The following is a 25,094-nucleotide window of genomic DNA, read 5'->3' as shown; positions in this document are numbered from 1 at the left end:
CGGTGCTGCCCTCCGCAACACCAGTCGAATCCGTCAGGCCGGTCTCCGGGCTTTCGACACGCACCACGCTCGCCTTCCCATGCTGAGCACAGTGGCGGTTGAGCGGGCGGCGATCCTCATGGATCGCGGTCGATTACCGTTGCGGGGGCAGCGCCGGCCTTGCTCAACGAGCGCACCGGCTTCCCGTTTAATGCGGACCTTGCGGTCGTGCACACCTGGGCGGATTGGAAATCGCGGGAACCTTAAGGGCTGCTCAGAAGAAATACAAGCAATGTGCTGGCAACGGGAGGAGCCTTGGCCGCGAGAGCGGATGTGGCGGGCTTGTGGCGGCTCGAACATGCACCATCGACCCCCGGACATGGTGTCGAAAGGGCGTGACTCAGCGCGGCGTGGGCCGCGCATCTTGCGTCGATGGTTCAGTGCTGCGCCAGCCGCGCGCGGATCGCCGCTTCGATACCGCCGGCATCGAGTCCGCATTCCTTGAGCATCTCGCTCGGCTTGGCATGCTCGACGTAGTAGTCCGGCAGTCCCAGGTGTAGGACCGGCTTGTGCAGGTTCTCAGCGGCCAGGAATTCACTGATGGCGCTACCGGCACCGCCCATGACGCTGTTTTCCTCGACGGTTACCAGCAGGTCGTGGGCTTCAGCCAATTGGTGCACAAGCGCCTCGTCCAAGGGTTTGACGAAGCGCATGTCGACCACTGTGGCGTCGAGTGCTTCGCCTGCCTGCAGCGCTTCGGCCAGCTGCACGCCGAACACCAGCAGCGCCACCTTCGACCCCTGACGGCGTATCACGCCCTTGCCGATTTCCAGCGGTTCGAGGCCAGGTTCGATGGCCGCGTTCGGGCCGGTGCCGCGCGGATAGCGTACCGCCGCCGGGCCTTCGAAGTGATAACCGGTGGTCAGCATGCGGCGCATCTCGTTTTCGTCGCTCGGCGTCATGATCAGCATGCCGGGGATGCAACGCAGGTACGAAAGATCGAAGCTGCCGGCGTGGGTCGGACCGTCTTCGCCGACCAGGCCGGCGCGGTCGATGGCGAACAGCACGTCGAGGTTCTGCACCGCGACGTCATGGATCAGCTGGTCGTAAGCCCGTTGCAGGAAGGTCGAGTAGATCGCGACCACCGGCTTGGCGCCTTCACAGGCCATTCCGGCCGCCAGCGTCACGGCGTGCTGTTCGGCGATGGCAACGTCGAAATAACGATCTGGATAGCGTTCGCTGAAATCGACCAGGTCGGAGCCTTCCTTCATGGCCGGCGTGATGCCGGTCAGGCGCGGGTCGGCGGCGGCCATGTCGCATAGCCACTGGCCGAACACGTTGGAATATTTCGGGCCGCTGGGTTTCTTCGGCGCAACCGGACCGCCAACGGGCTCCAGCTTGCTGATGGCGTGCCAGGTGATGGGGTCGACTTCTGCCGGAGCGAAGCCCTTGCCCTTCTTGGTCACCACGTGCAGGAACTGCGGGCCGGACAGGTCGCGCATGTTGCGCAGCGTGGCGATCAGTGTCGGCAGGTCATGGCCGTCGATGGGGCCGATGTAGTTCCAGCCCAGCTCCTCGAACAGCGTGCCCGGGACCAGCATGCCCTTGGCATATTCCTCGGTGCGGCGGGCGATTTCCCAGGCGCCAGGCAGGCGCGACAGCACTTTTTTGCTGCCTTCGCGCATGCTGGTATAGGTGCGGCTGGACAGGATTTTCGCCAGATAGTTGGACATGCCGCCGACGTTTCGCGAGATGGACATGTCGTTGTCGTTGAGCACCACCAGCATGTCGGCGCCAACTTCCGGGGCGTGGTTCAAGGCCTCGAAAGCCATGCCGGCAGTGAGCGCGCCGTCACCGATCACAGCGATGGATTTGCGCTTCTTGCCCTGCATGCGCGCGGCGATGGCCATGCCCAGGGCGGCGCTGATCGAGGTGCTGGAATGGCCGACGCCAAAGGTGTCGTACTCGCTTTCGCTGCGGCGTGGGAAGGCGGCGAGGCCGTCTTTCTGACGCAGACTAGCCATCTGCTCGCGGCGGCCAGTGAGGATCTTGTGCGGATAGGCCTGATGGCCGACATCCCATACCAGGCGGTCGTCCGGAGTGTCGTAGACATAGTGCAGAGCGATGGTCAGCTCGATCACGCCGAGTCCGGCGCCGAAGTGCCCGCCAGTCCGGCCGACGCTGTAGAGCAGGTCCTGCCGCAGTTCGTTGGCGAGTTCTTCAAGTTCCGCTTCGCTCAGTCGGCGCAGTTGCTCGGGAGTGGCCGCGCGGTCTAGAACGGGCGTCGCAGGGCGGACCCGAGGAATCTCATGGAACGTCTTGGGCATCGGGCGGATCGTTTTGGCTGAAAAAAGAGCCGCAGTTTACCCGATGGTTACAGGGAGAAGAATGACCCAGGCATCAACGGTCGCCCCATAGGCGCTGGCGATACGGCCAGCGACAGGCCGGCTCAGCTACGGCGCTCGACGATAAAACGGGCCAGTTGGCGCAACGGCTCGGCAGCGGCACCGAAGGGCGCGACGGCATCGAGCGCCTGGTCGCGCAGCTCTAGTGCGTAGGCTTTTGCCGCGTCCATACCCAGCAAAGCCGGATAAGTGGGCTTGTCGCGGGCGATATCGGCGCCCTGATGCTTGCCGAGCGTGACGGTGTCGCTTTCCACGTCGAGGATGTCGTCCTGCACCTGGAAGGCCAAGCCGATGGCTTGTGCGTACCGCTGCAGAGCGGCCAGCTTGTCGGCATCGGCATGTCCGCTGGCGAGGGCGCCGAGGCGCACGCTGGCCTCGATCAGCGCGCCGGTCTTGTGGCGGTGCATCAGTTCCAGCGCCGTGCGGTCGAGTTTCAGGCCGACCGATCCGAGATCGATCGCTTGCCCGCCAACCATTCCGGCCGGGCCTGCCGCACGTGCGAGGCTGCTGAACATTTCCAGGCGCAGGGCTGGATCGCCCGGGTTGTGCGCCTCGGCTGCGAGCGCTTCGAAGGCTAGGCTTTGCAGGCCGTCGCCAGCGAGGATCGCGCAGGCTTCGTCGAAGGCTTTGTGGGTGGTCGGCTGGCCACGGCGCAGGTCGTCGTCGTCCATGGCCGGCAAGTCGTCATGAACCAGCGAGTAGGCGTGGATCAGTTCGACGGCGCAGGCGGCGCCGTCGGCTTGCGCGCTGTCGCCTTCGAGCGCTTCGCAGGCGGCGTAGACCAGCAGTGGGCGCACGCGCTTGCCGCCATTCATCACGCTGTAGCGCATGGCCTGATAGAGGCGTTCGAGTTGTGGGCGGGGGGGAATGAAGAGCGTCTCGAGGCAGCTGTCGACGCGCTTCTGGCAGCGTTGCTGGTACTCGTCGATCATGCTTCCGGGTCCACCTCGAAGGGGGCTTCCTGCAGCTTGCCGTCACGCTCCAGCAGGATCTGCACCTTTTGCTCGGCCTGGCTCAGGGCGGCCTGGCAGTCGCGGGTCAGCCCGATCCCCTGTTCGAAACAGGTCAGCGAGTCTTCCAGCGACAGCTCGCCGCTTTCCAGGCGCTCGACCAGCTGTTGCAGCTCGGCGAGGGATTGTTCGAAATCGAGGGCGACTTTCTTGCGGGCCATGGCGGAACCTGTTCTCTGCGGCTGCTCTGAAACGGGCGCGACACTAGCAGAGCTGGACGGCATACGCCATAAGCCGACCGGACGATCCGCCGCTCAGTGCCAGTAGATATCTTGGAAGTAATAAAGCGTCATAGCGCTGCCGACGCCTATGACGAAGGCGCGCAGCCAGTTGGCTGGCAGTTTCTTGCTCAGCGCGCCGCCGGCATAGCCGCCGAGCGTGGTGCCGATCAGCAGGATGGCCAGCTCATACCAGCTCACGCGCCCGGCAATGATGAACGTGGCTGTGGCAACGCTATAGATGACGGCGGAAATCAGATTCTTCAGCGCGTTGGCGCGAACCAGCTGGTGGCCTTCGATGGAGAAGGCCGCCAGCTGCAGGATGCCCATACCTGCCCCGAAATAGCCGCCGTAGATCGATACCAGCCCATGTGCCGCGAGCGATGCCGGCGCATGCGGTGGTACAGCGCTTTCATCTTTTCGGCGTGCGGCGAGCCAGCGACTCAGCCAAGGACTGGCGGCGAACAGCGCGGTAGCCAGCAGCAACAGCCATGGAATGAGCAGACTGAAGATGTCGTCACCACTGGCCAGTAGCAGAAGGCCGCCGAGCAAACCGCCGATCAGACCGGCCAGTAACAGCGGGATCAGGTAGCGTCCCAACGGCTGGAGAGCCGAGCGCGCAGCCCAGGCGCCAGCGAGGCTTGCAGGCCAGAGCGCCACGGCATTGGTCGCATTGGCGGTAACCGGCGGTAGGCCTGTGGCCAGCAGTGCTGGAAACGAAAAGAAGGTGCCGCCTCCGGCGAGCGCATTCATGCCACCTGCGGCAAAGCCGGCAGCGATCAATAGCAACATGTCGAACAGCGGCATCGGAACGGCTCGTGGCAAAAGAGACGCAGATTAGCCAAGGGCGCGCGGCCCGCCAAGCGTTGGCAGCAGCGACGCTGTATTTGCGAACCGGAGCCTCAAGGCTCGCGCCGAACCTCGTCCGGCCGCGCGCTGGCCAGCTCGTTAAGAATGCCGCAGCCCTGCATTGGACGACCGTCAGTGCAGCAACTGCGCAGCGTCTGCAGCTGATGCTCCAGGGCGTGGAGGCTTTCCAGCCGCGTCTGGACACGCTCGAGCTGTTGGTCGATCAGCAGATTGATGTCGCCGCAGCTGGCGTCCGGCTGATTGGAAAACTCCAGCAGCCGACGGATGTCGGCCAGCCCGATGTCCAGCGCTCGGCAGTGGCGAATGAACACCAGGTGCGCCAGTTGCTTGGAAGAGTAAGACCGATAGCCATTGGCACCGCGCTCCGGGGCGGGCATCAACCCGATCTTCTCGTAATAGCGAATGGTCTCGACGTCCACGTCGGCCGCCGTGCTCAGCTCGCCTATACGCATGATGGTCTCCTTCGTCTCGCTGCAATCGTACTCACGATAGGGCTTGACCCTGGAGCGGCTCCAGGGTGTGCAATGGCTCCGAATATAGTCCAGGAGACATTTCCATGTCGTCGAGATGCTGTGATTCAGGCTGCTCAACCCCGGCGGTCAGCCCGCGTTTTCGCAAGGCGCTGTGGTTCGCGCTGGCGATCAACCTAATCATGTTCGTCGTGGAAGTCGGCGGCGGGTTGCGGTCCGGCTCTGTCTCGCTACTGGCCGACGCCATCGATTTCGCCGGTGACGCCGCCAACTACGGCATCACCCTGGTGGTGCTGTCCATGGGCCTGATCTGGCGTTCGCGCGCGGCCATGGTGAAAGGGCTGTCAATGTTAGCCTTCGGTCTGTTCGTGCTGGGTCGCGCCGGTTGGGCGATCTATGTGGGCGTGGTGCCGGAGCCTCTGACCATGGGCGTGATCGGCGCGCTGGCGCTGGCTGCCAACGTCGTCGTGGCGCTGATGCTCTATGCGTTTCGCGAGGGCGACTCGAACATGCGCTCGGTCTGGCTATGCAGCCGCAACGACGCGCTGGGCAACATCGCGGTGATGATTGCCGCAGCGAGCGTTCTCGGAACGGGTTCCGGCTGGCCGGACTTCCTCGTGGCGCTGTTCATGGCGGGGCTGGCGCTTTCCGCCGGTTGGTCGGTGGTGCGCCAGGCGCGACAGGAACTGCGCACGGCGCCTTAACGTCGGCTGCGACCCGAGGCGATAGACGCGACCAGCGCCACCGCGCCCACGGTTACTGCTGCCAGTCCTGCCACCGCCAGCTTGCCGACGGTTTCGCTGCTCAGGGCGACGGCGTGGCCCTGAACCCGGCCCCCAAAGCGGCCATCGATGCGGTGTAAGTCTTCGACCGGTTCGAAGAGGTTGTCCGGCTGCGCGGGGTTGGCCGGCTCGTCGGTCATCTGCCCGCTCCAGGCCTGCTTGGCCATCATGCGATCGAGCAGCCCCGGCATGAACATGTTGCCGATGATCGCCTGGAACGAGGCACGCCCCAGCCAGAGTTCACGCGGCGCATCGGTGGCGGCGCGGAGGATGGCGCGGGCGGCGACCTCGGGCGTGTGGATCGGCGGCACCGGTTGTGGGCGTTTGCGCATCTTGTTGCGCGACCAGTCGAACTGTGGCGTGTTGTGTGCCGGCAGCTGGACCATGGTCAGGCGGATTTTGCTCTTGGTGTGGATCAGCTCGCAGCGCAACGAGTCGGTGAAGCCGCGGATGGCGAACTTCGCCGCGCAGTAAGCCGATTGCAGCGGGATGGCGCGGTAGGACAGCGCCGAGCCCACCTGCACGATGGTGCCGCGATTGCGGGGTTGCATATGTCGCAGCGCGGCCAGCGTGCCATGGACGAAGCCCAGGTAGGTTACCTCGGTGACCCGCTTGTATTCCGCCGCGGTGATTTTCTCGACTGGTGCGAAGACCGTGGCCATGGCCGCGTTAATCCAGAGCTCGATCGGACCCAGCTCGGCTTCGATCCGCTCGGCGGCGCGGTCGATCGCTTCGGCATCGGCGACGTCGGCGGCAATCGTCAGCACCGTGGCGCCGGCCGCTTCGAGCGCCTGGCGCGTGTCGGCCAGGCCCTGTTCGCCACGCGCGATCACGGCCACGCGAAAACCTGCCTGCGCCAGGGCATGGGCGGTCGCGCGGCCCACGCCGGCGGTTCCGCCGCAGATCACGGCAGTCTGGTCGCGGTTGGTCATCTCAAGCTCCTGTTCCGGTGACGGGTGAAGTCGCGAACCAGCGCTGCCTGGTTTGTCTTCATGTAACCCACGCCGTGTCGGTGGGCGCGGACTCGGTCCGGTGATCTCATCAATGTGACGTTCGGGCGATGAAAGGCTCGGCGCCGGTGCAGCGGTGGCGCTTTCAGTTGACCGGAGGGGCGTTGGGTGAGTTGCACCCAGGCGATGAGCTGTGGATCGGTACGGTCATTCGAGCGTGCGGTACGGATCAGCTGCCGGCGTCAGCGCAGCTCGGCTCGACGGTGAATGTCTTGGATGAATCCACCGGGCCGATCTTCTCCAGCGTGCGGCGGCCAATGAGCACGGGGTAGTTCATCTTGTCCCGGTCGTTCAGCGAGAACTGCTCTTCATAGACCTGACTGCCCAGGCAGACTTTCATCAGCACGACAGGGCGATCCTCGGCACCGCCTGCGCCACGCACCGTGAGGTCCCGGACCATCTTGCGCTCCAGGCGTGTCCTCACCTGCTTTTCGGTATTGATGTCTTCCAGTTCGACGGTGAAACGTATCCAGTCCTCGCCGTCTTTCTCGAAGCGGTCGATGTTTTCCGCATGCATCGAGGACGTCAACGCGCCCGTATCGAGCTTGAACTTCACCGCCACTTTTTCCGGAAGAATCAGCCCTTCCTCGACCCAGCCGAGTACCTGTGGCGAGTTGGCGGTGGCTGTCGCGATGCCTGGTGATAGCAGCAGAGCTGCCAGCGTTATCGGGACGAGTCGGTTGCGGATGAAGCGTGTCGGATGGCGCATCTATTACCTCGAAATCAACGAAAGCCGTGGTTCGATAGAGTCGGCGCGCCCGGATCCGTTCAGGTTTTATCGATAAACGATCAGCGAACCGGGTCGAGATACGCACCTGCCACGCTTCAACGGCGATTATGCAGCGGCACCACGACACGCGAATTCTGACGCCCCAACGTGTCGCCGATCGCTGCGCTGAGCGTGTGCTGCGTAAACGGCTTGGCCAGCGTATGCAGCGGGCGACCGTCTTCGGACAGCTCCGCATAGCCGCTGACCAACAGGACCGGCAGGTTGGGCCTTTCGATTTTGACGATTTTGGTCAGTTGGGTGCCGGTCATGCCGGGCATCATCTGATCGGTGACCAAAATATCGAAGGCCTCTTGCTGGCGAATGATAACCAGGGCCGCCTCGCCATCGCCGACCGCGGTGACTCGATGTCCCAGGTCCTCGAGTAACTCGGTGGTATTGGCGAGCACCAGAGGATCATCGTCTACCACGAGAATCGACAAGGCGGGGACCGGCGCCGCGACGGGTTCGTCTGGATGTTCGGATGCCGGGGCCGCCATCAGTGCCGGGACGCCCAAGGGTAGCCACAGCTCGACGGTCGTTCCCTTGCCCGGCTGGCTCGCCATTTCCAATCGCCCGCCCGATTGCTCGGCCAGGCCATGAGCCATCGAGAGGCCGAGTCCGGTGCCTTTGCCTGGCCCCTTGGTCGTGAAGAAGGGCTCGGTTGCACGGGCCAGCGTCTCCGGACTCATGCCGATGCCGTCGTCGCGCACGATCAGGGCGACGAACTCCTGCGTCGATTGTTCCGTTGGTGCCCTGAGAGAACGCGGCTGGCCTTCGATGCAGATCGTGCCGCCTGTCGGCATGGCGTCCCGTGCGTTGACCACCAGATTGATCAGCACCATTTCGAGCTGATTCGCGTCGACGTAGGCAGGCGGCAGACTCAGAGAGAATCGCGTTTCGATGGCGATATTGGTCCCCACCGAGCGTTGCAGCAGCTCTCGCATGCTCATCACCACGTCCGGTAGCACGACGGAACTGGGGTTCAAGTCCTGCTTGCGGGCGAACGCCAGCATGCGCTGGACCAGGCTGGCGCCACGCTGTGTCGCCAGCAGCGCGTTTTCGATCAGAGTGCCGGTACGAGCCGTGTCGTTCGGCAGCCGCTTGCGCAGCAGTTCGAGATTTCCACTGACCACGGCGAGCAGGTTGTTGAAGTCATGAGCGATGCCGCCGGTCAGCTTGCCGATCGCTTCCAGCTTCTGCGCCTGCCGGAGCGCGGCCTCGGCGTGCCGGCGTTCGGTGATGTTCACCAGGCCGCCGATGATGAGCACGCCGCGGGTGGTCTGTTCGAGACGCGTGGACGCCAGCACATCGATGAACGCACCAGCCCTGGCCACCAAGCGGTACTCGGCGTTGAGGCATTCGCCGGTTTCGAGCAATGCCGGCCAGTCCTGGCTGAGCATCTGGCGCGCCGAGCTTTCGGTCATGAAGTTGATCAGGGGCCGGCCGATCACGTCGCCTCGGCGATAGCCCATCAGTACGAGCCAGGCATCGCTGACCGACTCGATCCGGCCTTCTTCATCCAGCGAATGCAGCGGCAACGGCGTCTTGCTGTACAGCTCGCGGAACCGCTCCTCGCTTTGGCGCAAGGCCGCCGCTTCTCGCTCGCTGATGATCGCCATGCGCCGGTCATGCATCGAGGCGGCAAGGCCGAAGAACAGCACGATGAAGGTCGAGCCGGCAACCGACAACGCCAGCGTCAACAGATCCAGGCCGCTGTCGTGCGGCGCGGGCATCGCATCGTGCAGCGGAGTGAAGCGCGCGCCGGCCATGGCCGTGTAGTGCATGCCCGCCACGGCAAAGCCCATCGCCACGGCCGAGACCGCCTGCAGTATCAGGCGCCTGCCGCGGGCGGAGAGCCAGAGCGCTACGGTGGCCGCGCCGATTGCGATGATGAGGGAGATACCCACCCAAAACGGGTCATAGGACAGCTCGGCATGCATCGTCATGGCCGCCATGCCTATGTAGTGCATGGCCCCAATTCCGAGCCCCATGAACAGACCACCGATCCCGAGTGTCTTGCGGCCCAGTCCGCGAATGCCAACGGCGAAAAAGCTGATCGCCGTCACCGCAATCGGCACGACCAGCGACCAGAGAGTGAGCGCCAGGTCGTACTGGATCTCCATGCCGGGCATGCCGAAGGCCAGCATGCCGACGAAGTGCATCGACCAGATGCTGCCGCCCATGCAGACGGCCGCTGCGCATAACCAGGCATGTCGCATCCAATCGGCTGAAGCGCGCGCGCGGCTGGCCAGGTCGAGCGCTGTGAAGGAGCCAGCAATGGCAATCAGGATGGACAGGCTCACCAATGCAGTGTTGTAGGTGGTTAGCATCGAGGGATCCGTTCAGACTTCAAGGCGGTCGCCCTGTATATATTGCACGGGACGTCCAATAGCGCCAGGTCGCTGGTCTGGAGGCGCGATCGCCAGCCACTTGGAAGTGAGCTTGCGGTTTTTTTTACGACGATTGGGAAAGGCGTGGCAACTGGTTGGGCAGACGAGATGGTGCCTTTTGTGCCAGCCGAAAACAAAAACCTGAAAACATAAAAAAGCCGGCCTCGTGGGCCGGCTTTCCTTTAGCGGTATTGGCTTACTTCTGATAAGCCGCAACCGCCTTGGTAATTGCTGCGCGGGCTTCGTCGGCGTTGCCCCAGCCTTCGACCTTGACCCACTTGCCCTTCTCCAGATCCTTGTAATTCTCGAAGAAATGCTTGATCTGCTCGATCAGCAGCGGGGGCAGGTCGGTGTATTCCTTAACGTCCACGTACAGCTGGCTCAGCTTGTCGTGGGGGACGGCGATCAGCTTGGCGTCGCCGCCGGCTTCGTCGGTCATGTTCAGCACGCCGACCGGGCGGCAGCGGATGACCGAGCCCGGCGCGACCGGGTAGGGCGTCACGACCAACACGTCCAGCGGGTCACCGTCGTCGGCCAGGGTGTGCGGGATGAAGCCGTAGTTGGCCGGGTAGAACATCGGGGTGGCCATGAAACGGTCGACGAACAGGCAATCGGTGTCGTGATCGATTTCGTATTTGATCGGCGCGTGGTTGGCCGGAATCTCGATGGCGACGTAGATATCGTTGGGCAGGTCTTTGCCGGCCGGGACTTTGCTGTAGCTCATGAACATTGCTCCGTGGTCGGCCAACGCGGCCTGGGGCGAAAAAAGTGGGCGCGATTATAGGCGCACTGTCGGGCGTTTTGCCATGCCGGTCACGTGAACCCTTGCCGGCAAAATGGCGCGCATTCGACGGCCCGAACTCAATGAGGTTCCGCGTACTGCGGATGACTGTGCTGTAGCTGCTGCAGGCGCGTCAGCGGATCCTGTCGGTAGAAGGCCGCCAGTTGCGCGTAGACCTCGGGAAAGGCCTGGTGCAGCACATCCGGCGCGCTGAAGAAGTATTCGCTGGTGACAGCGAAGAACTCCGCCGGGTTTTCCGCGGCGTAGGGATCGATCGGCGTCTCGGCATCCGGATCGGCATCCAGCACGGCGTCGAGTTGGTCGTAGGCGCTCTGCATCGCGCTTGCCCAGGCCTCGATGTGCATGTTGCGGTGCAGCGGCGGCAGGCCGTTGGCATCGCCGTTGAGCATGTCGAGCTTGTGCGCCAGTTCGTGGATCACCAGGTTGTAGCCTTCCCAGCCGCCGCTTCCCTGGACGCCGGGCCAGGCGAGGATGACCGGTCCCTGCAGCCAGGCTTCGCCGCTGTGCTCGCCGTCCCATTCATGCTCGACACCGGCCGGGTCGCGATACTTCTGCGGGCTGAGGAAATCGTCGGGATAAAGCACGATCTCGTGAAAGCCGCGATACCAGCCGAGCTCAGCCAGGTGCAGCAGCGGCAACTCGGCCTGCAGCGCCAGGCGCAGGCGATCTTCGGCTTGCAGCTCGACGCCTGGCAGTGCGGTGAGGCGCTTTTCGTGCAGAAACAGCACGGCGCGCTCGCGTAGGCGCGCCAGTTCCTCATCGCTCAAACCGTCGAGGATCGGCAGGCTGCCGACCACGCGGCGCCACAGCTCAGCGCTGATCGGGTTGCGGGCGAGGATGCGTTTGCGCTGCCAGGCGCGGAAGGACCACATGCACGAAGTTCCAGCGGGGCGGGGCGCTCACCTTAAGCGCCGCGGGTGTACGCGGCAAGGGCGTCAGCGTGGTGCTCCCGGCCTGCCATGGCGAGCTTGTGCGGGTTGACCACCGAGTAGATGTGCCGGATGTGCTGGCCGTCGCTGACCAGGGTCATCGCGGCATGAATGCGCTCGCCATGCAGCACCAGCACGCCGGGTTCGCCGTTGATCCAGGTGACCCGGGTGTGCCATTGGCCATCCGCGCGGCGGGCGATGCCGACAGCCAGCCGCACCGAGGCGCGCACGCCGTGCAACACCTTCGAGGCGGCAGTAGCTTGGCCGCCGCCGTCGGCGATCCAGCTCACGTCCTCGGCGAGCAGCTCGGCGAAGGCCGTGCCGTCGGGGTCCAGCAGCGTCGTGGCAAAGCGCTCGACCAAGCGACGGTGTACGGCGGCGTCGACGGCAAAGCGTGGCCGTTCGTCGCGCACCCGCCGACGGGCGCGGCTGATGATCTGGCGGCAGGCCACAGGGGTTTTGCCCAGCGTTTCGGCGATCTGTTCGTAGGAATGTTCCAGCACGTCGCGCAGCAGCAGGGCTGCGCGTTCCTCGGCGCCCAGTCGCTCCAGCGCCACCAAGAAGGCCATGGAAATGTCCGCGCCGAGTTCGATCAAGCGTTCGCCTTCGTGGTCGATGCTGCCCAGCAGCGGCTCCGGCAGCCAGGGGCCGAGGTACTCCTCGCGGCGGGCGCGGCGTTGACGCAACTGATCGATGCCCAGCCGGGTCACCACGGTGACCAGCCAGGCCTCGGCATCGCGGATCGCGGCAGGGTCGGCCGCGCTCCATTTGAACCATGCGTCCTGCAGCAAATCTTCGGCATCGGCGCGGCTGCCCAGCAGGCGGTAAGCCAGGCCGAACAGGCGCGGACGCAATCCTTCGTAGTAATGGGCGCGATTCTGCACGGCGGCTCCTCGTGACGGTTGATCCAGTATGGACGGTCCGGCGCGCGCCGTTGTGACAGCCGAGACGAGCTGTCACAACGAGCCCGTTGGGTACGTCCTGGCAATGTCACTCATGACCAACCGGAGTATTCCCATGCGACTCGACTACCTCAAGCACGCCGACCCGCTGCCACTGCAAGCACTGACGGCTATCAGCGGCTACCTGCACGAATCCGATCTGGATCCGCAACTGCTGTCGCTGATGGAGCTGCGCGCCTCGCAACTCAACGGCTGCGCCTATTGCATCGACATGCATAGCAAAGATCTGCTGGCGCTGGATACGCCGTTGCCACGCATTCTGTTGCTGCCGGCCTGGCGTGAGGCCAATGTCTACAGCCCGGCCGAACGTGCCGCGCTGGCATGGGCTGAGGCCGTCACCGAGCTGCCGGATGGCGAAACGCTCGACCGCTGCTACGGTGAGTTGACCGAGCATTTCTCGCCGCGAGTGATCACCCGGCTGACCTTCGCCCTCGTCGTGATCAACAGCTGGAACCGCCTGAGCGTTGCCTTCGGGCGCGAACCGGGGCAGTACCGGCCCGGGGATCTCGATGGGGCGATGAAGCGCGCGCTGGAGCGCTTTGCCGATCTGCGGGGCGTTACCGAGAGGAGTAAGTCATGACTGAACATTCGGGTCGCAACGGCCTGTCACTGCTCAATCCGCCGGGTCTGTACGACCCGGCGCCCAATGGCTATTCCCATGTGGCGTTGTTGCCGCCTGGAGCCCGGCTCGCATTCATCGCCGGGCAGGGTGGCGAGAATGTTGGCGGGCGCTTGTCCGAGGATTTTCGCGAACAGGTCCGCCAGGCCCTGGCCAATCTCCGCCTCGCCATCGAGGCGGTGGGCGGCACTGCGCAGCAGATCGCCAAACTCACTGTGCTTATCGTCGACCACAGTGAGGCACGTCTGCAGGTGTTCGGCGAGGAGTTGGCCGGCGCGCTGGGATCGGGACCGAAGCCGGCTTGCACGCTGATCCCGGTGCCACGCCTGGCGCTGGATGGCATGCTCTTCGAGATAGAGGCGGTGGTGTTGCTGCCCGAGGCGTGACTGCCGCTGCATCGTGCGGCTCGCCTCCGGTCTGTGGTGTGTTTGCGGACGAAACGGGCGGCTCGTCGGAGCCGGTAAGTGGGCTTTAAACGAATACGCGCTGGAGTTTCAGCCCAGCAGGAAGTTGCCGGCGCGGGGCGCGCCGTCCAGCGTCGGCACCTCGGCTTCGTCCTTGAGGCTCACACCTGAAAGCTGGCGACGACAGGCTTCGCGCATGAGATACAGCAGGCGATGCGCGGCCAGGTTGTAGGCGAGGCCTTCAGGGCGGATGTTGGAGATGCAGTTGCGCTGGGCATCGTGGCGGCCGACTTGCGGCGCCCAGGTGAAATACAGGCCCAGGCTGTCCGGAGAGCTGAGGCCGGGGCGTTCGCCCAGCAGGATCACCACCATCCGGGCCTTGAGGCGTTCGCCGATCTCGTCGGCAATGGCCACGCGGCCCTGTTCGACGACGGTGATCGGGCCTAGCGACCAGCCTTCGGCGTGGCAGTGCTCGACGATCTTCAGCGTCATGGGCAGCGCATGGCGCTGCACGGCCAATGCTGAGAGGCCGTCGGCGATTACCAGGGCGAGGTCGCAGGCTGGTTGATCGCGCTCATCCAACAGAGCGGCGCTGGTTTCGTCCAGGCGCCGGCCCAGATCTGGCCGTTGCAGATAGACCTGACGATCCGCGGCGGCGCTGTGCAGGCGCAGGCAGTCCAGCTCATGTTGCTGCAGCTCGCGGATCAGCGCCTCGCTGTCCAACGGCAAATGCACGGCATCGCGGGCCTGCGCATGGGCGAACTGGAAATCGAGCTGTGCATTAGTAGGCAGGCTGGTGCCAGCCCGGCCGAGAGCGATGCGCGCCGGGGTGAGCTGACGCAGGTGTTGCCAGGGGTTGTCGATAGTGGGCGAGCGGTCAGGCATGGCTACCTCGGGTGGCCGGGCGTGGGGGGCAGACGGTGGTTTTCCCGCCTATGACTATGAAGCGTGGCTCACCAACCGTAGGGTGCGCTTCAGCGCACCAGCAAACCTCCAGGCAGCTCGGAGCGCCCCGGCTATTCCCTGCATGGAATGCAATCATCACGACAACTGCTTCAATGCACGACGGAACGGCTCCGGTAGCTCATTGCCCAGCTGCAGCCGGTTACCGTCCTGCTGAAGAATCTGCATCTTCGCCAGCCAGTCCTCGAACTCGGGCGCGGCCCTGAGGCCAAGCACTTGCCGCACGTAGAGTGCATCGTGGAAGGAGGTGGTCTGGTAGTTGAGCATCACGTCGTCCGAACCCGGAATGCCCATGATGAAATTGATGCCGGCGGTGCCCAGCAGGGTCAGCAGCATGTCCATGTCGTCCTGGTCGGCTTCGGCGTGGTTGGTGTAGCAAATGTCACAGCCCATGGGCACACCGAGCAGCTTGCCGCAGAAATGGTCCTCCAGGCCGGCGCGGATGATCTGCTTGCCGTTGTAGAGGTATTCCGGACCGATGAAGCCGACCACGGTGTTCACCAGCAGTGGCTTGAAGCGCCGCGCCACCGCATAGGCGCGCGCTTCGCAGGTTTGCTGGTCGACGCCATGGTGGGCGCCCGCCGACAACGCGCTGCCCTGGCCGGTCTCGAAGTACATCAGGTTGTCACCGAGGGTGCCGCGCTTCTGCGACAGGCCCGCCTCGTAACCTTCCTGCAGCGTGGCCAGACTGATGCCGAAGCTGGCGTTGGCCGCTTCGGTACCGGCGATGGACTGGAACACCAGATCCAGCGGCGCACCGCGCTCGATCGCCGCGATGGAAGTGGTGACGTGGGTGAGAATGCAGGCTTGGGTCGGGATCTCGTAGCGCTGGATGATGGCGTCGAGCATCTTCAGCAGCTCGCAAATACCGGCGGTGCTGTCGGTGGCCGGGTTGATGCCGATCACTGCGTCGCCGTTGCCGTAGAGCAGGCCGTCGAGAATGCTCGCGGCGATGCCGGCGCCGTCGTCGGTGGGGTGGTTGGGTTGCAGGCGGGTGGACATCCGCCCCGGCAGGCCAATGGTGTTGCGAAAGCGCGTCACCACGCGTGGCTTCTGCGCGACCAAAATCAGGTCCTGCACGCGCATGAGTTTCGACACGGCGGCCACCATCTCCGGCGTCAGCCCCGGCGCCAGGGCGGCCATCGCGGCGCCATCGGCTTCATCGCCGAGCAGCCAGTTGCGAAAATCCCCCACGCTGAGATGGCTGACCGGGGCGAAGGCCGTCGCGTCGTGGCTGTCGATGATCAGCCGGGTGACTTCGTCGCTTTCGTAGGGAATCAGCGCTTCTTCGAGAAAGCGCTTGAGCGGCACCTCGGCCAGGCACATTTGCGCCGCCACGCGCTCGGCATCGCTGCCTGCGGCGACCCCGGCGAGCAGGTCGCCGGAGCGCGCTGGGCTGGCCTTGGCCATCAGCTCGCGCAGGTCGTCGAAACGCCAGGTGGTGCCGCCCACGCTGTGCGAGTACGTCATGACTGCCTCCTTACTTCAGCGTTGCCTCGGCGTTCTCGATCGCCGCGAACTCCTCTTCCGGCGTGCCGGCGACCAGGTGATGTCGGCTGTACAGCGCGAAATAGGCGATGAAGATGCCGTAGATGATCGCCGCGCCGATCACCACCCGCGGGTCCACCAAGAAGCCCGCGACCACCGCGATGCACGCCAGCACCAGGGCGACGCCCGAGGTAAAGATGCCGCCGGGCGTTTTGTAAGGACGGTGCATGTCCGGACGGCGCAGGCGCAGGGTGATGTGCGAGGCCATCATCAGCACGTAGGAAATGGTCGCGCCGAACACCGCCACCAGAATCAGCAGGTCGCCCTGGCCAGTCAGAGACAGGACGAAGCCGATCACCCCCGGCACGATCAGCGCCAGCACCGGCACCTTGTTGCGGTTGGTCAGCGACAGCTTGCGCGGCAGGTAGCCGGCCCGCGACAGCGCGAAGATTTGCCGCGAGTAGGCGAAGATGATCGAGAAGAAGCTGGCGATCAGCCCGGCCAGGCCCACCAGGTTGACGAAGCCGCTCATCCAGGTTGAGGAGCCGTAGGCGGTGGTCAGCGCCTCCACCAGCGGGTTGCCGGATTCGATCAGTGTGCTGGAACCGGCGCCGCCCGGCCCAACCAGCAGGATCAGCCCGGCGAAGGCCAGCAGCACCAGCATGGCGCCGATCAGCCCGCGCGGCATGTCGCGCTGCGGATTCTTGGTTTCCTCGGCGGCCAGCGGCACGCCCTCGACCGCGAGGAAGAACCAGATCGCATAGGGAATCGCCGCCCAGATGCCGACGTAGCCGAACGGCAGGAAGGCGCTGGCGCCGGCTGCGGTGGTGGGGGTGATATCCAGCAGGTTGGCTACAGAGAAGTGCGGCACCATGGCCACGATGAACACGCCCAACGCCAGTGCGGCGACGGCGGTGATGATGAACATCAGCTTGAGCGCCTCGCCTACGCCGAAGATATGGATGCCGATGAATGCGATGTAGAAGGCCAGGTAGATCATCCAGCCGCCGATGCCGAACAACGACTCGCAGTAAGCGCCGATGAACACTGCTATGGCCGCCGGCGCGATGGCGTATTCGATGAGGATCGCCGTGCCGGTGAGAAAGCCGCCCAGCGGGCCGAACGCCGTGCGGGCGAAGCCATAACCGCCGCCGGCGGTGGGCACCATCGACGACAACTCGGCCAGCGAAAAGCACATGCACAGGTACATGGTTGCCATCAGCAGCGTGGCGATGAACAGCCCGCCCCAACCGCCCTGTGCCAGGCCGAAGTTCCATCCGGCGTAGTCGCCGGAAATCACGTAGGCGACGCCGAGGCCGACCAATAGCACCCAGCCGGCGGCGCCTTTCTTCAGTTCGCGTTCCTGGAAATAGCTACTGCCGACTGCTTCGAAATCTACGGCATGTTGCGGTGGGGTCGCACTGCTGTGTTCGAAAGCCATGGGGAATCCCTCGTTGTTGGATTAGCGTCTCCCTAGCAAGCGTCATGCCCTGCGCCGCGAACCTTGCATTCGCGGTGTTTTGTCAGCGAAGTCCGGCAGGAACGCACCTTTTGCGGGCTCCGCAGCACCACGGCGGAGCCTTGCAGGTGTCTTGTTCGAACGCGGGCGGCGTCAGCCACCCGCGCCAGCCATCAGAAGAAGCCCAGCGGATTGATGTCGTAGCTGACCAGCAGATTTTTGGTCTGCTGGTAGTGGTCGAGGATCATCTTATGGGTCTCGCGTCCAACGCCGGACTTCTTGTAGCCACCGAACGCGGCATGTGCCGGATACAGGTGGTAACAGTTGGTCCACACCCGTCCGGCCTTGATCCCCCGACCCATGCGATAGGCACGGTTGATGTCGCGGGTCCAGACGCCAGCGCCGAGGCCGAACTCGGTGTCGTTGGCGATGGCCAGCGCTTCGGCTTCATCCTTGAAGGTGGTCACGCCGATCACCGGGCCGAAGATTTCCTCCTGGAACACGCGCATCTTGTTATGGCCCTTGAGTAGGGTCGGCTGGATGTAATAGCCGGTCGCGAGCGAGCCTTCGAGTTTCTCAACACCGCCACCGGTGAGCACTTCGGCGCCTTCCTGCCGGGCTATGTCCAAGTAGCCGACGATCTTGTCGAACTGCTGCTGGCTGGCCTGGGCGCCGACCATGGTGTCGGTGTCCAGCGGGTCGCCGCGTTTGATCTGCGTGACCTTCTTCATCACCGCTTCCATGAAGGGCGCGTAGATGGATTCCTGCACCAGTGCCCGCGACGGGCAGGTACAGACTTCGCCTTGGTTGAAGAAACCCAGCACCAGCCCCTCGGCCGCCTTCTCGATGAAGGTCGGTTCGGCTTGCATGATGTCTTCGAAGTAGATGTTGGGGCTCTTGCCGCCCAGCTCCACAGTGCTGGGAATGATGTTTTCTGCCGCCATCTTCATGATGTGCGAACCCACCGGGGTGGAGCCGGTGAAGGCGATCTTGGCGATGCGTTTGCTGCTGGCCAGCGCCTCGCCGGCCTCCTTGCCGAAGCCCTGGACGATGTTGAGCACGCCCGGCGGCAGCAGGTCGCCGATGATTTCCGCCAGCACGGTGATGCCCAGCGGCGTCTGCTCGGCGGGTTTCAGGATCACGCAGTTGCCGGCTGCCAGGGCTGGTGCAAGTTTCCAGCAGGCCATCAGGATCGGAAAGTTCCACGGAATGATCTGCCCGACCACGCCCAGCGGCTCGTGGAAGTGATAGGCGGCGGTGTGCTCGTCGATCTCGGCGCTGGTGCCTTCCTGGGCGCGGATGCAGCCGGCGAAGTAGCGGAAGTGGTCGGCAGCCAGCGGGATGTCGGCGTTCAGCGTCTCGCGCACCGCCTTGCCGTTGTCCCAGGTTTCGGTGATGGCGAGTTTCTCCAGGTTTTGTTCGATGCGATCGGCGATCTTCAACAGGACCAGCGACCGCGCCTGTACGCTGGTCTTGCCCCACGCATCGGCAGCGGCATGAGCGGCGTCCAGCGCCTTCTCGATATCGGCCGCGTCGGAGCGCGGGAACTCAGCGATGGGCTGGCCGTTGACTGGCGAAGTGTTGGTGAAATACTGCCCGCCAACCGGTTCGACGAATTGGCCGTTGATAAAGTTGCCGTAGCGGGATTGGAAGGAAACGAGGGCCCCTTCGGTGCCGGGATGGGCGTAGCGCATGATGCGTCTCCGAATCTTGTAATTGCCGTGTGGACTGCTGTGATTCAGCGTAGATCAAGGCCTGACGGTCCGCGAGCGAGGCGACGTGTGGGCGTGCTTGTGCCCGGATGCGTGCGGCGGGCTGTGTCGGGCCGCCTGTGCTAATCTGCGGCGCAGTTTTTTCGCCCGACGCTCCGTGATTCCGGAGCCCGGCGTGGCCAATCCAGAGGTCATTCATGCATATCCATATTCTCGGCATCTGCGGCACCTTCATGGGCTCGCTGGCCGTTCTCGCCAAGGAACTGGGCCATCGGGTCACCGGTTCCGATGCCAACGTCTATCCGCCCATGAGTACCCAGCTTGAGGCTCAGGGCATTGAACTGACCCAAGGCTATGAGCCGAGCCAGCTCGATCCGGCGCCGGATCTGGTGGTGATCGGCAACGCGCTGTCGCGCGGCAACCCGGCGGTGGAGTACGTGCTGAACAAGGGGCTGCCCTACGTTTCCGGCCCGCAATGGCTAGCCGATCATGTGCTGCAGGGCCGCTGGGTGCTGGCCGCCGCGGGCACACACGGCAAGACCACCACCAGCAGCATGCTTGCCTGGGTGCTGGAACACGCTGGCATGAGCCCGGGCTTCTTGATCGGCGGTGTGCCGCAGAACTTCGGCATCTCTGCTCGCCTGGGCGGCACGCCGTTCTTCGTGGTCGAGGCGGACGAGTACGACAGCGCCTTCTTCGACAAGCGCAGCAAGTTCGTCCATTACCGACCGCGTACGGCGATCCTGAACAATCTTGAATTCGACCACGCCGATATCTTCTCGGATCTCGCGGCGATCGAAAGGCAGTTCCACCACCTGGTACGCACCGTGCCCAGCGAGGGGCTGATCATTCATCCGCAATCGGAAGAGGCGCTCAAGCGCGTGATCGGCATGGGCTGCTGGACACCGGTGCAGACAACCGGCGACGGCGGGCAATGGCAGGCTAACCTGCTCAGCGCCGACGGCTCGCGTTTCGAGGTAATTTTCGACGGCGCTGTGCAGGGCGTAGTGGATTGGGAGCTGACCGGCCTGCACAACGTCAGCAATGCCCTGGCCACGCTCGCGGCGGCGCGCCATGTTGGCGTATTGCCGAAGCAGGGCGCCGAGGCGCTGAGCGAATTCCGCAGCGTCAAGCGACGCATGGAAAAGGTCGCAGACGTTAATGGCGTGACCATTTACGACGACTTCGCCCATCACCCGACCGCCATCGCCACGACGCTCGACGGCCTACGCAAGCGCGTCGGCGATGCGCCGATCATTGCGGTGGTCGAGCCGCGTTCCAATTCGATGAAGCTTGGCGCGCATCGCGACGGCTTGGCCGAGTCAGTGGCGCTGGCGAACCAGGCGATCTGGTACGCACCGCCAAATCTCGGCTGGGACCTGGCCGCGACGGTCGCCGACTCGCCCGTCGAGACGACCGTATGCGGCTCGCTAGAGACGATCATCGCCAAGGTCAGGGCCGACGCCACGCCGGGCACTCAGGTGGTGGTCATGAGCAACGGCGGTTTTGGTGGATTGCATGGCAAATTGGCCGAGGCGCTGGCGTAGGGCCTTATTGGTGGGCTGAAGCGGAACGCCGCCCGGCCCACTCTACCCAGCCCCCGTAGGGTGGGCTTCAGCCCACCAAAAACAACGCAATAGTGCGAGAACAAAACGAATGAGCGGCCCCGAACGCATCACCCTGGCGATGACCGGCGCTTCAGGCGCGCAGTATGGCTTACGCCTGTTGGATTGCCTGATCCAGGAGGACCGCGAGGTGCACTTCTTGATATCCAAGGCCGCGCAGCTGGTGATGGCCACCGAGACCGACGTCGTACTGCCGGCCAAACCCCAGGCGATGCAGGCCTTTCTCTCCGAATACACCGGCGCGGCGGCGGGGCAGATCCGTGTGTTCGCTAAGGAAGACTGGATGGCCCCACCGGCCTCAGGTTCCGGCGCGCCGACGGCTATGGTGGTGGTGCCATGCTCGACTGGCACGCTCTCGGCGATTGCCACCGGCGCCTGCAACAACCTGATCGAGCGCGCGGCGGATGTGACTCTCAAGGAGCGCCGCCAGCTCATTCTCGTGCCGCGCGAGGCGCCCTATTCGAGCATTCATCTGGAAAACATGCTCAAGCTGTCGAATCTGGGCGCGGTGATCCTGCCGGCCTCGCCCGGCTTCTACCACCAGCCGCAGACCCTCGATGATCTGGTGGATTTCGTCGTCGCGCGCATCCTCAATCTGCTGCAGATTCCCCAGGACATGCTGCCGCGTTGGGGTGAGCACCATTTCGTCAGCGACGAGTGAAGCGCGCCGAGGATGGCATTGAGCGCAGCGATACCCATTTCAGGAGCTGCAGGTGAAACACAAGGCTACCCTCGGGTCGACACTGCTTGCCGTCCTTCTGCTATCTGGCTGCGCCACGGTCCGCACCCTCGATGCGGCCAAGCCCGGCGCGCCGATCATCTATTCCGGTACGCGCCTCGACTGGTACAGCCTCAACGGCGGCTGCTGTCCTCAGGAGCGCTTCGGTGCCACCGCGCCGAAGCATGCTGCTCTGGACCTGCCGGCCAGTCTGCTGCTCGATACGCTGTTATTGCCATTCGCCGTGGCGGCGGAGCTCGGTATCGGGTTGGGCGTGAGTGGCGGGCTATAGAGGGTTGCCGTGCTGGGCCAATGCCCATTCCACATGCTCACGCACCAGCTCCGAGGGATCGTCACGGCGCGCCTGCAGGGCTTCCAGCACCGGAATGCTCGACGGCGCGTTGCCCAGGCCCACCGCCAGATTGCGCAACCAGCGCTCGTAGCCCGCGCGGCGTAACGGCGAGCCTTCGGTGCGGCTGAGAAACTCGTCCTCGGTCCAGCGAAACAGCTCTGCCAACTCGGCATTGTCCAGGCGGTGGCGTGGGTGGAAGTCGGTCTGTTCGGTCGGCTTGGCGAAGCGGTTCCAAGGGCAGACGATCTGGCAATCGTCACAGCCGAACACGCGGTTGCCAACCTTGCTGCGCAATTCCACCGGGATCGGGCCTTTCAGCTCGATGGTCAGGTAGGAAATGCAGCGCCGCGCATCCAGTATCCGTTCGCCGACGAAGGCCTCGGTGGGGCAGATGTCCAGGCAGGCCTGGCAACTGCCGCAATGCTGACTGGTAACGGGTTCGTCAACGGGCAGGTCGATATCGACGAACAGCTCGCCGAGGAAGAACCAGCTACCGGCCTTGCGATTGAGCAGCAGGGTGTTCTTACCGATCCAGCCGAGCCCGGCTTGCTGCGCCACGGCTTTTTCCAGCACCGGCGCGCTGTCAACGAAGGCACGGAAGCCGAACGGGCCGACCACCTGCTGGATACGCTCGGCCAGTTGTTGGATTCGCTTGCGGATCAGCTTGTGGTAGTCGCGGCCCAGCGCGTAGCGCGACACATAGGCTTTCTCCGGCTCGGCCAGCCGCTGGCTCATGCGAGTGTCGCCGGGCAGATAGTCCATGCGCAACGAGATCACCCGCAGCGTGCCGGGGACCAGTTCGTCGGGCCGTGAGCGCTTGTTGCCATGGGCGGCCATGTAGTCCATTTCGCCCTGGTAGCCTTCATCCAGCCAGCGCTGCAGATGCGCTTCATGCTCGGCCAGGTCGACACCTGTGATGCCGACCTGCTGAAAGCCCAGTTCGCGCCCCCACTCCTTGATGGACTGAGCGAGGGCGGCGGGGTCGAGGGTTTGGCTGGACATTGGATAAGGTCTTCGAGACTTGCTCGCGTATGGCGGGGTCGTTTGGTTCGGCGCGGTATATAAAGGACAGTGAGTACATCGGCCGACCGCCCGTTGCGCTTGAGCAGCTGCGGTGAAACTCGATGCATCCACGGGCGGGCCGGGTGGCGCATGCGTATAATTCTGCCAGATATTCGTTCGGGTGATTCATGTCTCAGACCACCGATACCTTGCCCACCTCTTTATACACGGCCGCCCAGGTGCGGGAGATCGACGCACGTCTGATCGCTGCGGGAACACCCGGTTTCGAGCTGATGCAGCGCGCGGCGCATGCTGCTTGGCGTTCGTTGCGTCGGCGTTGGCCTGACGAGCAGCGGATCACCGTGATGGCTGGACGTGGCAACAATGCAGGTGACGGTTACCTGATCGCTGCCTTGGCGCAGCGTGGCGGCCGTCAGGTTCAGGTGCTCGCGGTAGGTGATCCGCAGCAGCTTCAGGGTGATGCCGCTCAGGCTTTCGCCGTGGCCCGTGAGGCTGGCGTCAATGTGCTGCAATGGACGGCGGATGCAAGTCTGCACGGTGTGCTGGTCGATGCGCTGCTGGGCACCGGGGTCTCCGGAGAGGTCCGCGAGCCGTACGCCAGTGCCATTCGCGCAATGAACGATAGCCCTCGGCCGGTGCTTGCTGTGGACCTGCCGTCCGGCCTTTGTGCCGATACCGGGCGCGTGCTCGGACAAGCGGTATCCGCGAACCTCACGGTGTCGTTTATCGGCCTGAAGGTCGGGTTGTTCACGGGTGATGGGCCGGATCGGGTCGGCGAGCTGGTATTCGATGACTTGCAGGCCGATCAGATCATCCTCGATCAGATCCAGCCCAGCCTTGAACATCTGTGCGCGGCGAACCTTCCGACCTTGGCCCCTCGTAAGCCGACGGCGCACAAGGGCAGCTTTGGTCAGGTGCTGGTGATCGGTGGCGATCTGGGCACTGGCGGCGCGGCGTTGCTCAGTGCCGAAGCGGCGCTGCGTTGCGGTGCCGGCATGGTGACCTTGGCGACGCGGCCAGAGCACGTGACGGCATCGCTAGTGCGGCGTCCGGAAATCATGTGCAGTGGCGTGGAGTCCACCTATGCGTTGACGACGCTAACCCAGCGCGCCGATGTGTTGGTGATCGGTCCAGGCTTGGGGCAGGCGCCGTGGGGGCGCAGTTTGCTGTCGCTGGCGCCGCAGTGTCGCGTACCTCAGGTATGGGATGCCGATGCGCTGAATTTGCTGGCGGCAGGCGCGGTCGAGCTGCCGAGCGATTGCCTGCTGACGCCGCACCCGGGCGAGGCTGCGCGGTTGCTGAGTATCACGGTTGGCGAAGTTCAGGCTGATCGTCCCGCGGCGGCCCGAATGCTGGCAAGCCGCTACGGTTGCACCGTGTTGCTCAAGGGGGCGGGAACGCTGATCGCGCACTCAGATGGTCGACTGGCACTGTGTGATCGCGGCCATCCGGCCATGGCCAGCGCGGGGCTCGGCGATGTTCTGGCGGGTGTCGCTGGAGCTCTGTTGGCGCAGGGACTCGCGCCGTTCGATGCGGCCTGCCTCGCCGTGTGGCTGCATGCCGTAGCTGGCGAGCGTCTCGGCAAGCAAGGACGCGGGCTGGCTGCCGCCGATCTGATTCCCGCCATCCGCCAGTTACTCGAGGAGTGCTCGCCATGCCGGACGTGACGCTGTTTGCTGCAGACGAAGAGGCGATGCTGGCGCTCGGCGCACGCATCGCTCAGATGACCGGCGGTCGGGGCGTGATCTATCTGCACGGTGACCTCGGCGCGGGCAAGACGACACTATCGCGCGGGCTGATTCGCGGTTTCGGTCATCAAGGCAAGGTCAAGAGCCCGACATTTACTCTGATCGAGCCCTACGAAACACCGGCTGCGCGGGTCTTTCACTTCGATCTGTATCGGCTCGTCGATCCGGAAGAGCTGGAATTTCTCGGCATTCGCGACTATTTCGAAGGGGACGCGCTGTGCCTGATAGAGTGGCCAGAACGTGGCGCCGGCATTTTGCCAAAGGCCGACCTGGACATTACCATTACGCCCCAGGGCGCCGGCCGGTCGCTGCGCCTGACGCCACGAGGCGAGCGTGGTGAAAGCTGGTGTTCCATCCTGACCATCGGTGAACAATGAACAACATGGG

At 64.3% G+C, this 25,094-nt stretch carries 24 protein-coding genes and 1 riboswitch; of the genes, 8 read left to right on the top strand and 16 right to left on the bottom strand.

Annotated features, from left to right (window positions below; all coding sequences use genetic code 11):
• Nucleotides 1-19: 19 nt before the first annotated feature.
• Nucleotides 20-235: riboswitch (cobalamin riboswitch) on the bottom strand.
• Nucleotides 236-416: 181 nt separating this feature from the next.
• The 5 genes from dxs to V6943_RS01280 form a co-directional block, all read right to left on the bottom strand.
• Nucleotides 417-2,306, bottom strand: coding sequence for a 1-deoxy-D-xylulose-5-phosphate synthase (gene dxs, locus V6943_RS01300; protein WP_181099872.1), 1,890 nt, complete (start codon nt 2,304-2,306; stop codon nt 417-419).
• A gap of 122 nt (nt 2,307-2,428) precedes the next feature.
• Nucleotides 2,429-3,316, bottom strand: coding sequence for a polyprenyl synthetase family protein (locus V6943_RS01295; RefSeq protein ID WP_340552379.1), 888 nt, complete (start codon nt 3,314-3,316; stop codon nt 2,429-2,431).
• Nucleotides 3,313-3,555: an exodeoxyribonuclease VII small subunit gene (locus V6943_RS01290; protein WP_102837024.1), complete on the bottom strand. Its 243-nt coding sequence runs from the start codon at nt 3,553-3,555 to the stop codon at nt 3,313-3,315. Before V6943_RS01290 ends, V6943_RS01295 begins: the two co-directional genes overlap by 4 nt.
• Nucleotides 3,556-3,648: 93 nt before the next feature.
• The gene (locus V6943_RS01285; RefSeq protein WP_181099874.1) at nt 3,649-4,419 is read right to left on the bottom strand and encodes a sulfite exporter TauE/SafE family protein; all 771 of its coding nucleotides are present in this window, start codon (nt 4,417-4,419) and stop codon (nt 3,649-3,651) included.
• Nucleotides 4,420-4,514: 95 nt separating this feature from the next.
• Nucleotides 4,515-4,934 carry a Cd(II)/Pb(II)-responsive transcriptional regulator gene (locus tag V6943_RS01280; RefSeq protein WP_340552378.1) on the bottom strand — a complete coding sequence of 140 codons (420 nt, stop codon included), beginning with the start codon at nt 4,932-4,934 and terminating at the stop codon, nt 4,515-4,517.
• Nucleotides 4,935-5,038: 104 nt separating this feature from the next.
• Here V6943_RS01280 and V6943_RS01275 point away from each other — a divergent pair, with 104 nt between their 5' ends.
• Nucleotides 5,039-5,656 carry a cation diffusion facilitator family transporter gene (locus tag V6943_RS01275; RefSeq protein WP_340552377.1) on the top strand — a complete coding sequence of 206 codons (618 nt, stop codon included), beginning with the start codon at nt 5,039-5,041 and terminating at the stop codon, nt 5,654-5,656.
• Here V6943_RS01275 and V6943_RS01270 read toward each other — a convergent pair.
• The 6 genes from V6943_RS01270 to sigJ all read right to left on the bottom strand — a co-directional run bounded on the left by V6943_RS01270 (nt 5,653) and on the right by sigJ (nt 12,518).
• Entirely contained in the window at nt 5,653-6,666 is a 1,014-nt protein-coding gene (locus V6943_RS01270; protein ID WP_340552376.1) for an SDR family oxidoreductase, read from the bottom strand. The genes V6943_RS01275 and V6943_RS01270 overlap by 4 nt on opposite strands.
• Nucleotides 6,667-6,913: 247 nt before the next feature.
• The gene (rloA3, locus tag V6943_RS01265; RefSeq protein WP_177493035.1) at nt 6,914-7,453 is read right to left on the bottom strand and encodes a retropepsin-like aspartic peptidase RloA3; all 540 of its coding nucleotides are present in this window, start codon (nt 7,451-7,453) and stop codon (nt 6,914-6,916) included.
• 116 nt (nt 7,454-7,569) lie between these two features.
• Nucleotides 7,570-9,843, bottom strand: coding sequence for an MHYT domain-containing protein (locus tag V6943_RS01260; protein WP_340552375.1), 2,274 nt, complete (start codon nt 9,841-9,843; stop codon nt 7,570-7,572).
• Between the two features lie 256 nt (nt 9,844-10,099).
• Nucleotides 10,100-10,627, bottom strand: coding sequence for an inorganic diphosphatase (gene ppa, locus V6943_RS01255; RefSeq protein WP_003283075.1), 528 nt, complete (start codon nt 10,625-10,627; stop codon nt 10,100-10,102).
• A 137-nt stretch (nt 10,628-10,764) separates the two neighbouring features.
• Nucleotides 10,765-11,577: a M90 family metallopeptidase gene (locus tag V6943_RS01250; RefSeq protein WP_340552374.1), complete on the bottom strand. Its 813-nt coding sequence runs from the start codon at nt 11,575-11,577 to the stop codon at nt 10,765-10,767.
• 32 nt (nt 11,578-11,609) lie between these two features.
• Complete coding sequence (gene sigJ / locus V6943_RS01245) at nt 11,610-12,518, bottom strand: RNA polymerase sigma factor SigJ (RefSeq protein ID WP_340552373.1); 909 nt, start codon at nt 12,516-12,518, stop codon at nt 11,610-11,612.
• Between the two features lie 133 nt (nt 12,519-12,651).
• Here sigJ and V6943_RS01240 point away from each other — a divergent pair, with 133 nt between their 5' ends.
• Together V6943_RS01240 and V6943_RS01235 are read left to right on the top strand one after the other, a co-directional pair.
• Nucleotides 12,652-13,176 (top strand): carboxymuconolactone decarboxylase family protein, encoded by a 525-nt coding sequence (locus V6943_RS01240; protein WP_340552372.1) that lies wholly within the window; start codon nt 12,652-12,654, stop codon nt 13,174-13,176.
• Nucleotides 13,173-13,601: a RidA family protein gene (locus V6943_RS01235; protein ID WP_340552371.1), complete on the top strand. Its 429-nt coding sequence runs from the start codon at nt 13,173-13,175 to the stop codon at nt 13,599-13,601. The genes V6943_RS01240 and V6943_RS01235 overlap by 4 nt, the downstream gene beginning before the upstream one ends.
• Before the next feature lie 108 nt (nt 13,602-13,709).
• Here the strand turns inward: V6943_RS01235 and eutC are convergent, their stop codons facing one another.
• The 4 genes from eutC to exaC all read right to left on the bottom strand — a co-directional run bounded on the left by eutC (nt 13,710) and on the right by exaC (nt 19,223).
• Nucleotides 13,710-14,504 (bottom strand): ethanolamine ammonia-lyase subunit EutC, encoded by a 795-nt coding sequence (eutC, locus tag V6943_RS01230; protein ID WP_340552370.1) that lies wholly within the window; start codon nt 14,502-14,504, stop codon nt 13,710-13,712.
• 156 nt (nt 14,505-14,660) lie between these two features.
• A complete protein-coding gene (locus tag V6943_RS01225) occupies nt 14,661-16,052 on the bottom strand; it encodes an ethanolamine ammonia-lyase subunit EutB (RefSeq protein ID WP_340552369.1) in 1,392 nt (463 codons plus the stop codon).
• A gap of 10 nt (nt 16,053-16,062) precedes the next feature.
• A complete protein-coding gene (gene eat / locus V6943_RS01220; RefSeq protein ID WP_131649772.1) occupies nt 16,063-17,511 on the bottom strand; it encodes an ethanolamine permease in 1,449 nt (482 codons plus the stop codon).
• A 191-nt stretch (nt 17,512-17,702) separates the two neighbouring features.
• Nucleotides 17,703-19,223, bottom strand: a complete 1,521-nt coding sequence (gene exaC, locus V6943_RS01215; RefSeq protein ID WP_340552368.1) for an acetaldehyde dehydrogenase ExaC — start codon at nt 19,221-19,223, stop codon at nt 17,703-17,705.
• A 215-nt stretch (nt 19,224-19,438) separates the two neighbouring features.
• Here exaC and mpl point away from each other — a divergent pair, with 215 nt between their 5' ends.
• From mpl to V6943_RS01200, 3 genes are all read left to right on the top strand, one after another.
• Complete coding sequence (gene mpl / locus V6943_RS01210; RefSeq protein ID WP_340552367.1) at nt 19,439-20,788, top strand: UDP-N-acetylmuramate:L-alanyl-gamma-D-glutamyl-meso-diaminopimelate ligase; 1,350 nt, start codon at nt 19,439-19,441, stop codon at nt 20,786-20,788.
• A gap of 109 nt (nt 20,789-20,897) precedes the next feature.
• A complete protein-coding gene (ubiX, locus tag V6943_RS01205) occupies nt 20,898-21,527 on the top strand; it encodes a flavin prenyltransferase UbiX (protein WP_181099898.1) in 630 nt (209 codons plus the stop codon).
• Nucleotides 21,528-21,579: 52 nt separating this feature from the next.
• On the top strand, nt 21,580-21,876 hold the full coding sequence (locus V6943_RS01200; protein ID WP_181099900.1) for a YceK/YidQ family lipoprotein: 297 nt from the start codon (nt 21,580-21,582) through the stop codon (nt 21,874-21,876).
• Here V6943_RS01200 and queG read toward each other — a convergent pair.
• On the bottom strand, nt 21,871-22,938 hold the full coding sequence (gene queG, locus V6943_RS01195; RefSeq protein WP_131649777.1) for a tRNA epoxyqueuosine(34) reductase QueG: 1,068 nt from the start codon (nt 22,936-22,938) through the stop codon (nt 21,871-21,873). The two genes, V6943_RS01200 and queG, sit on opposite strands and share 6 nt — an antisense overlap.
• A 188-nt stretch (nt 22,939-23,126) precedes the next feature.
• Here queG and V6943_RS01190 point away from each other — a divergent pair, with 188 nt between their 5' ends.
• Complete coding sequence (locus V6943_RS01190; protein ID WP_340552366.1) at nt 23,127-24,626, top strand: NAD(P)H-hydrate dehydratase; 1,500 nt, start codon at nt 23,127-23,129, stop codon at nt 24,624-24,626.
• The gene (tsaE, locus tag V6943_RS01185) at nt 24,614-25,084 is read left to right on the top strand and encodes a tRNA (adenosine(37)-N6)-threonylcarbamoyltransferase complex ATPase subunit type 1 TsaE (RefSeq protein WP_181099906.1); all 471 of its coding nucleotides are present in this window, start codon (nt 24,614-24,616) and stop codon (nt 25,082-25,084) included. Before V6943_RS01190 ends, tsaE begins: the two co-directional genes overlap by 13 nt.
• The last annotated feature ends 10 nt before the right edge of the window (nt 25,085-25,094 follow it).

The sequence above is a fragment of the Pseudomonas sp. CBC3 genome (assembly GCF_037967085.1).
Taxonomy (GTDB): domain Bacteria; phylum Pseudomonadota; class Gammaproteobacteria; order Pseudomonadales; family Pseudomonadaceae; genus Stutzerimonas.
The sequence above is the reverse complement of the archived record's forward strand: the minus strand, read 5'-3'. Positions and strand labels throughout refer to the sequence as shown.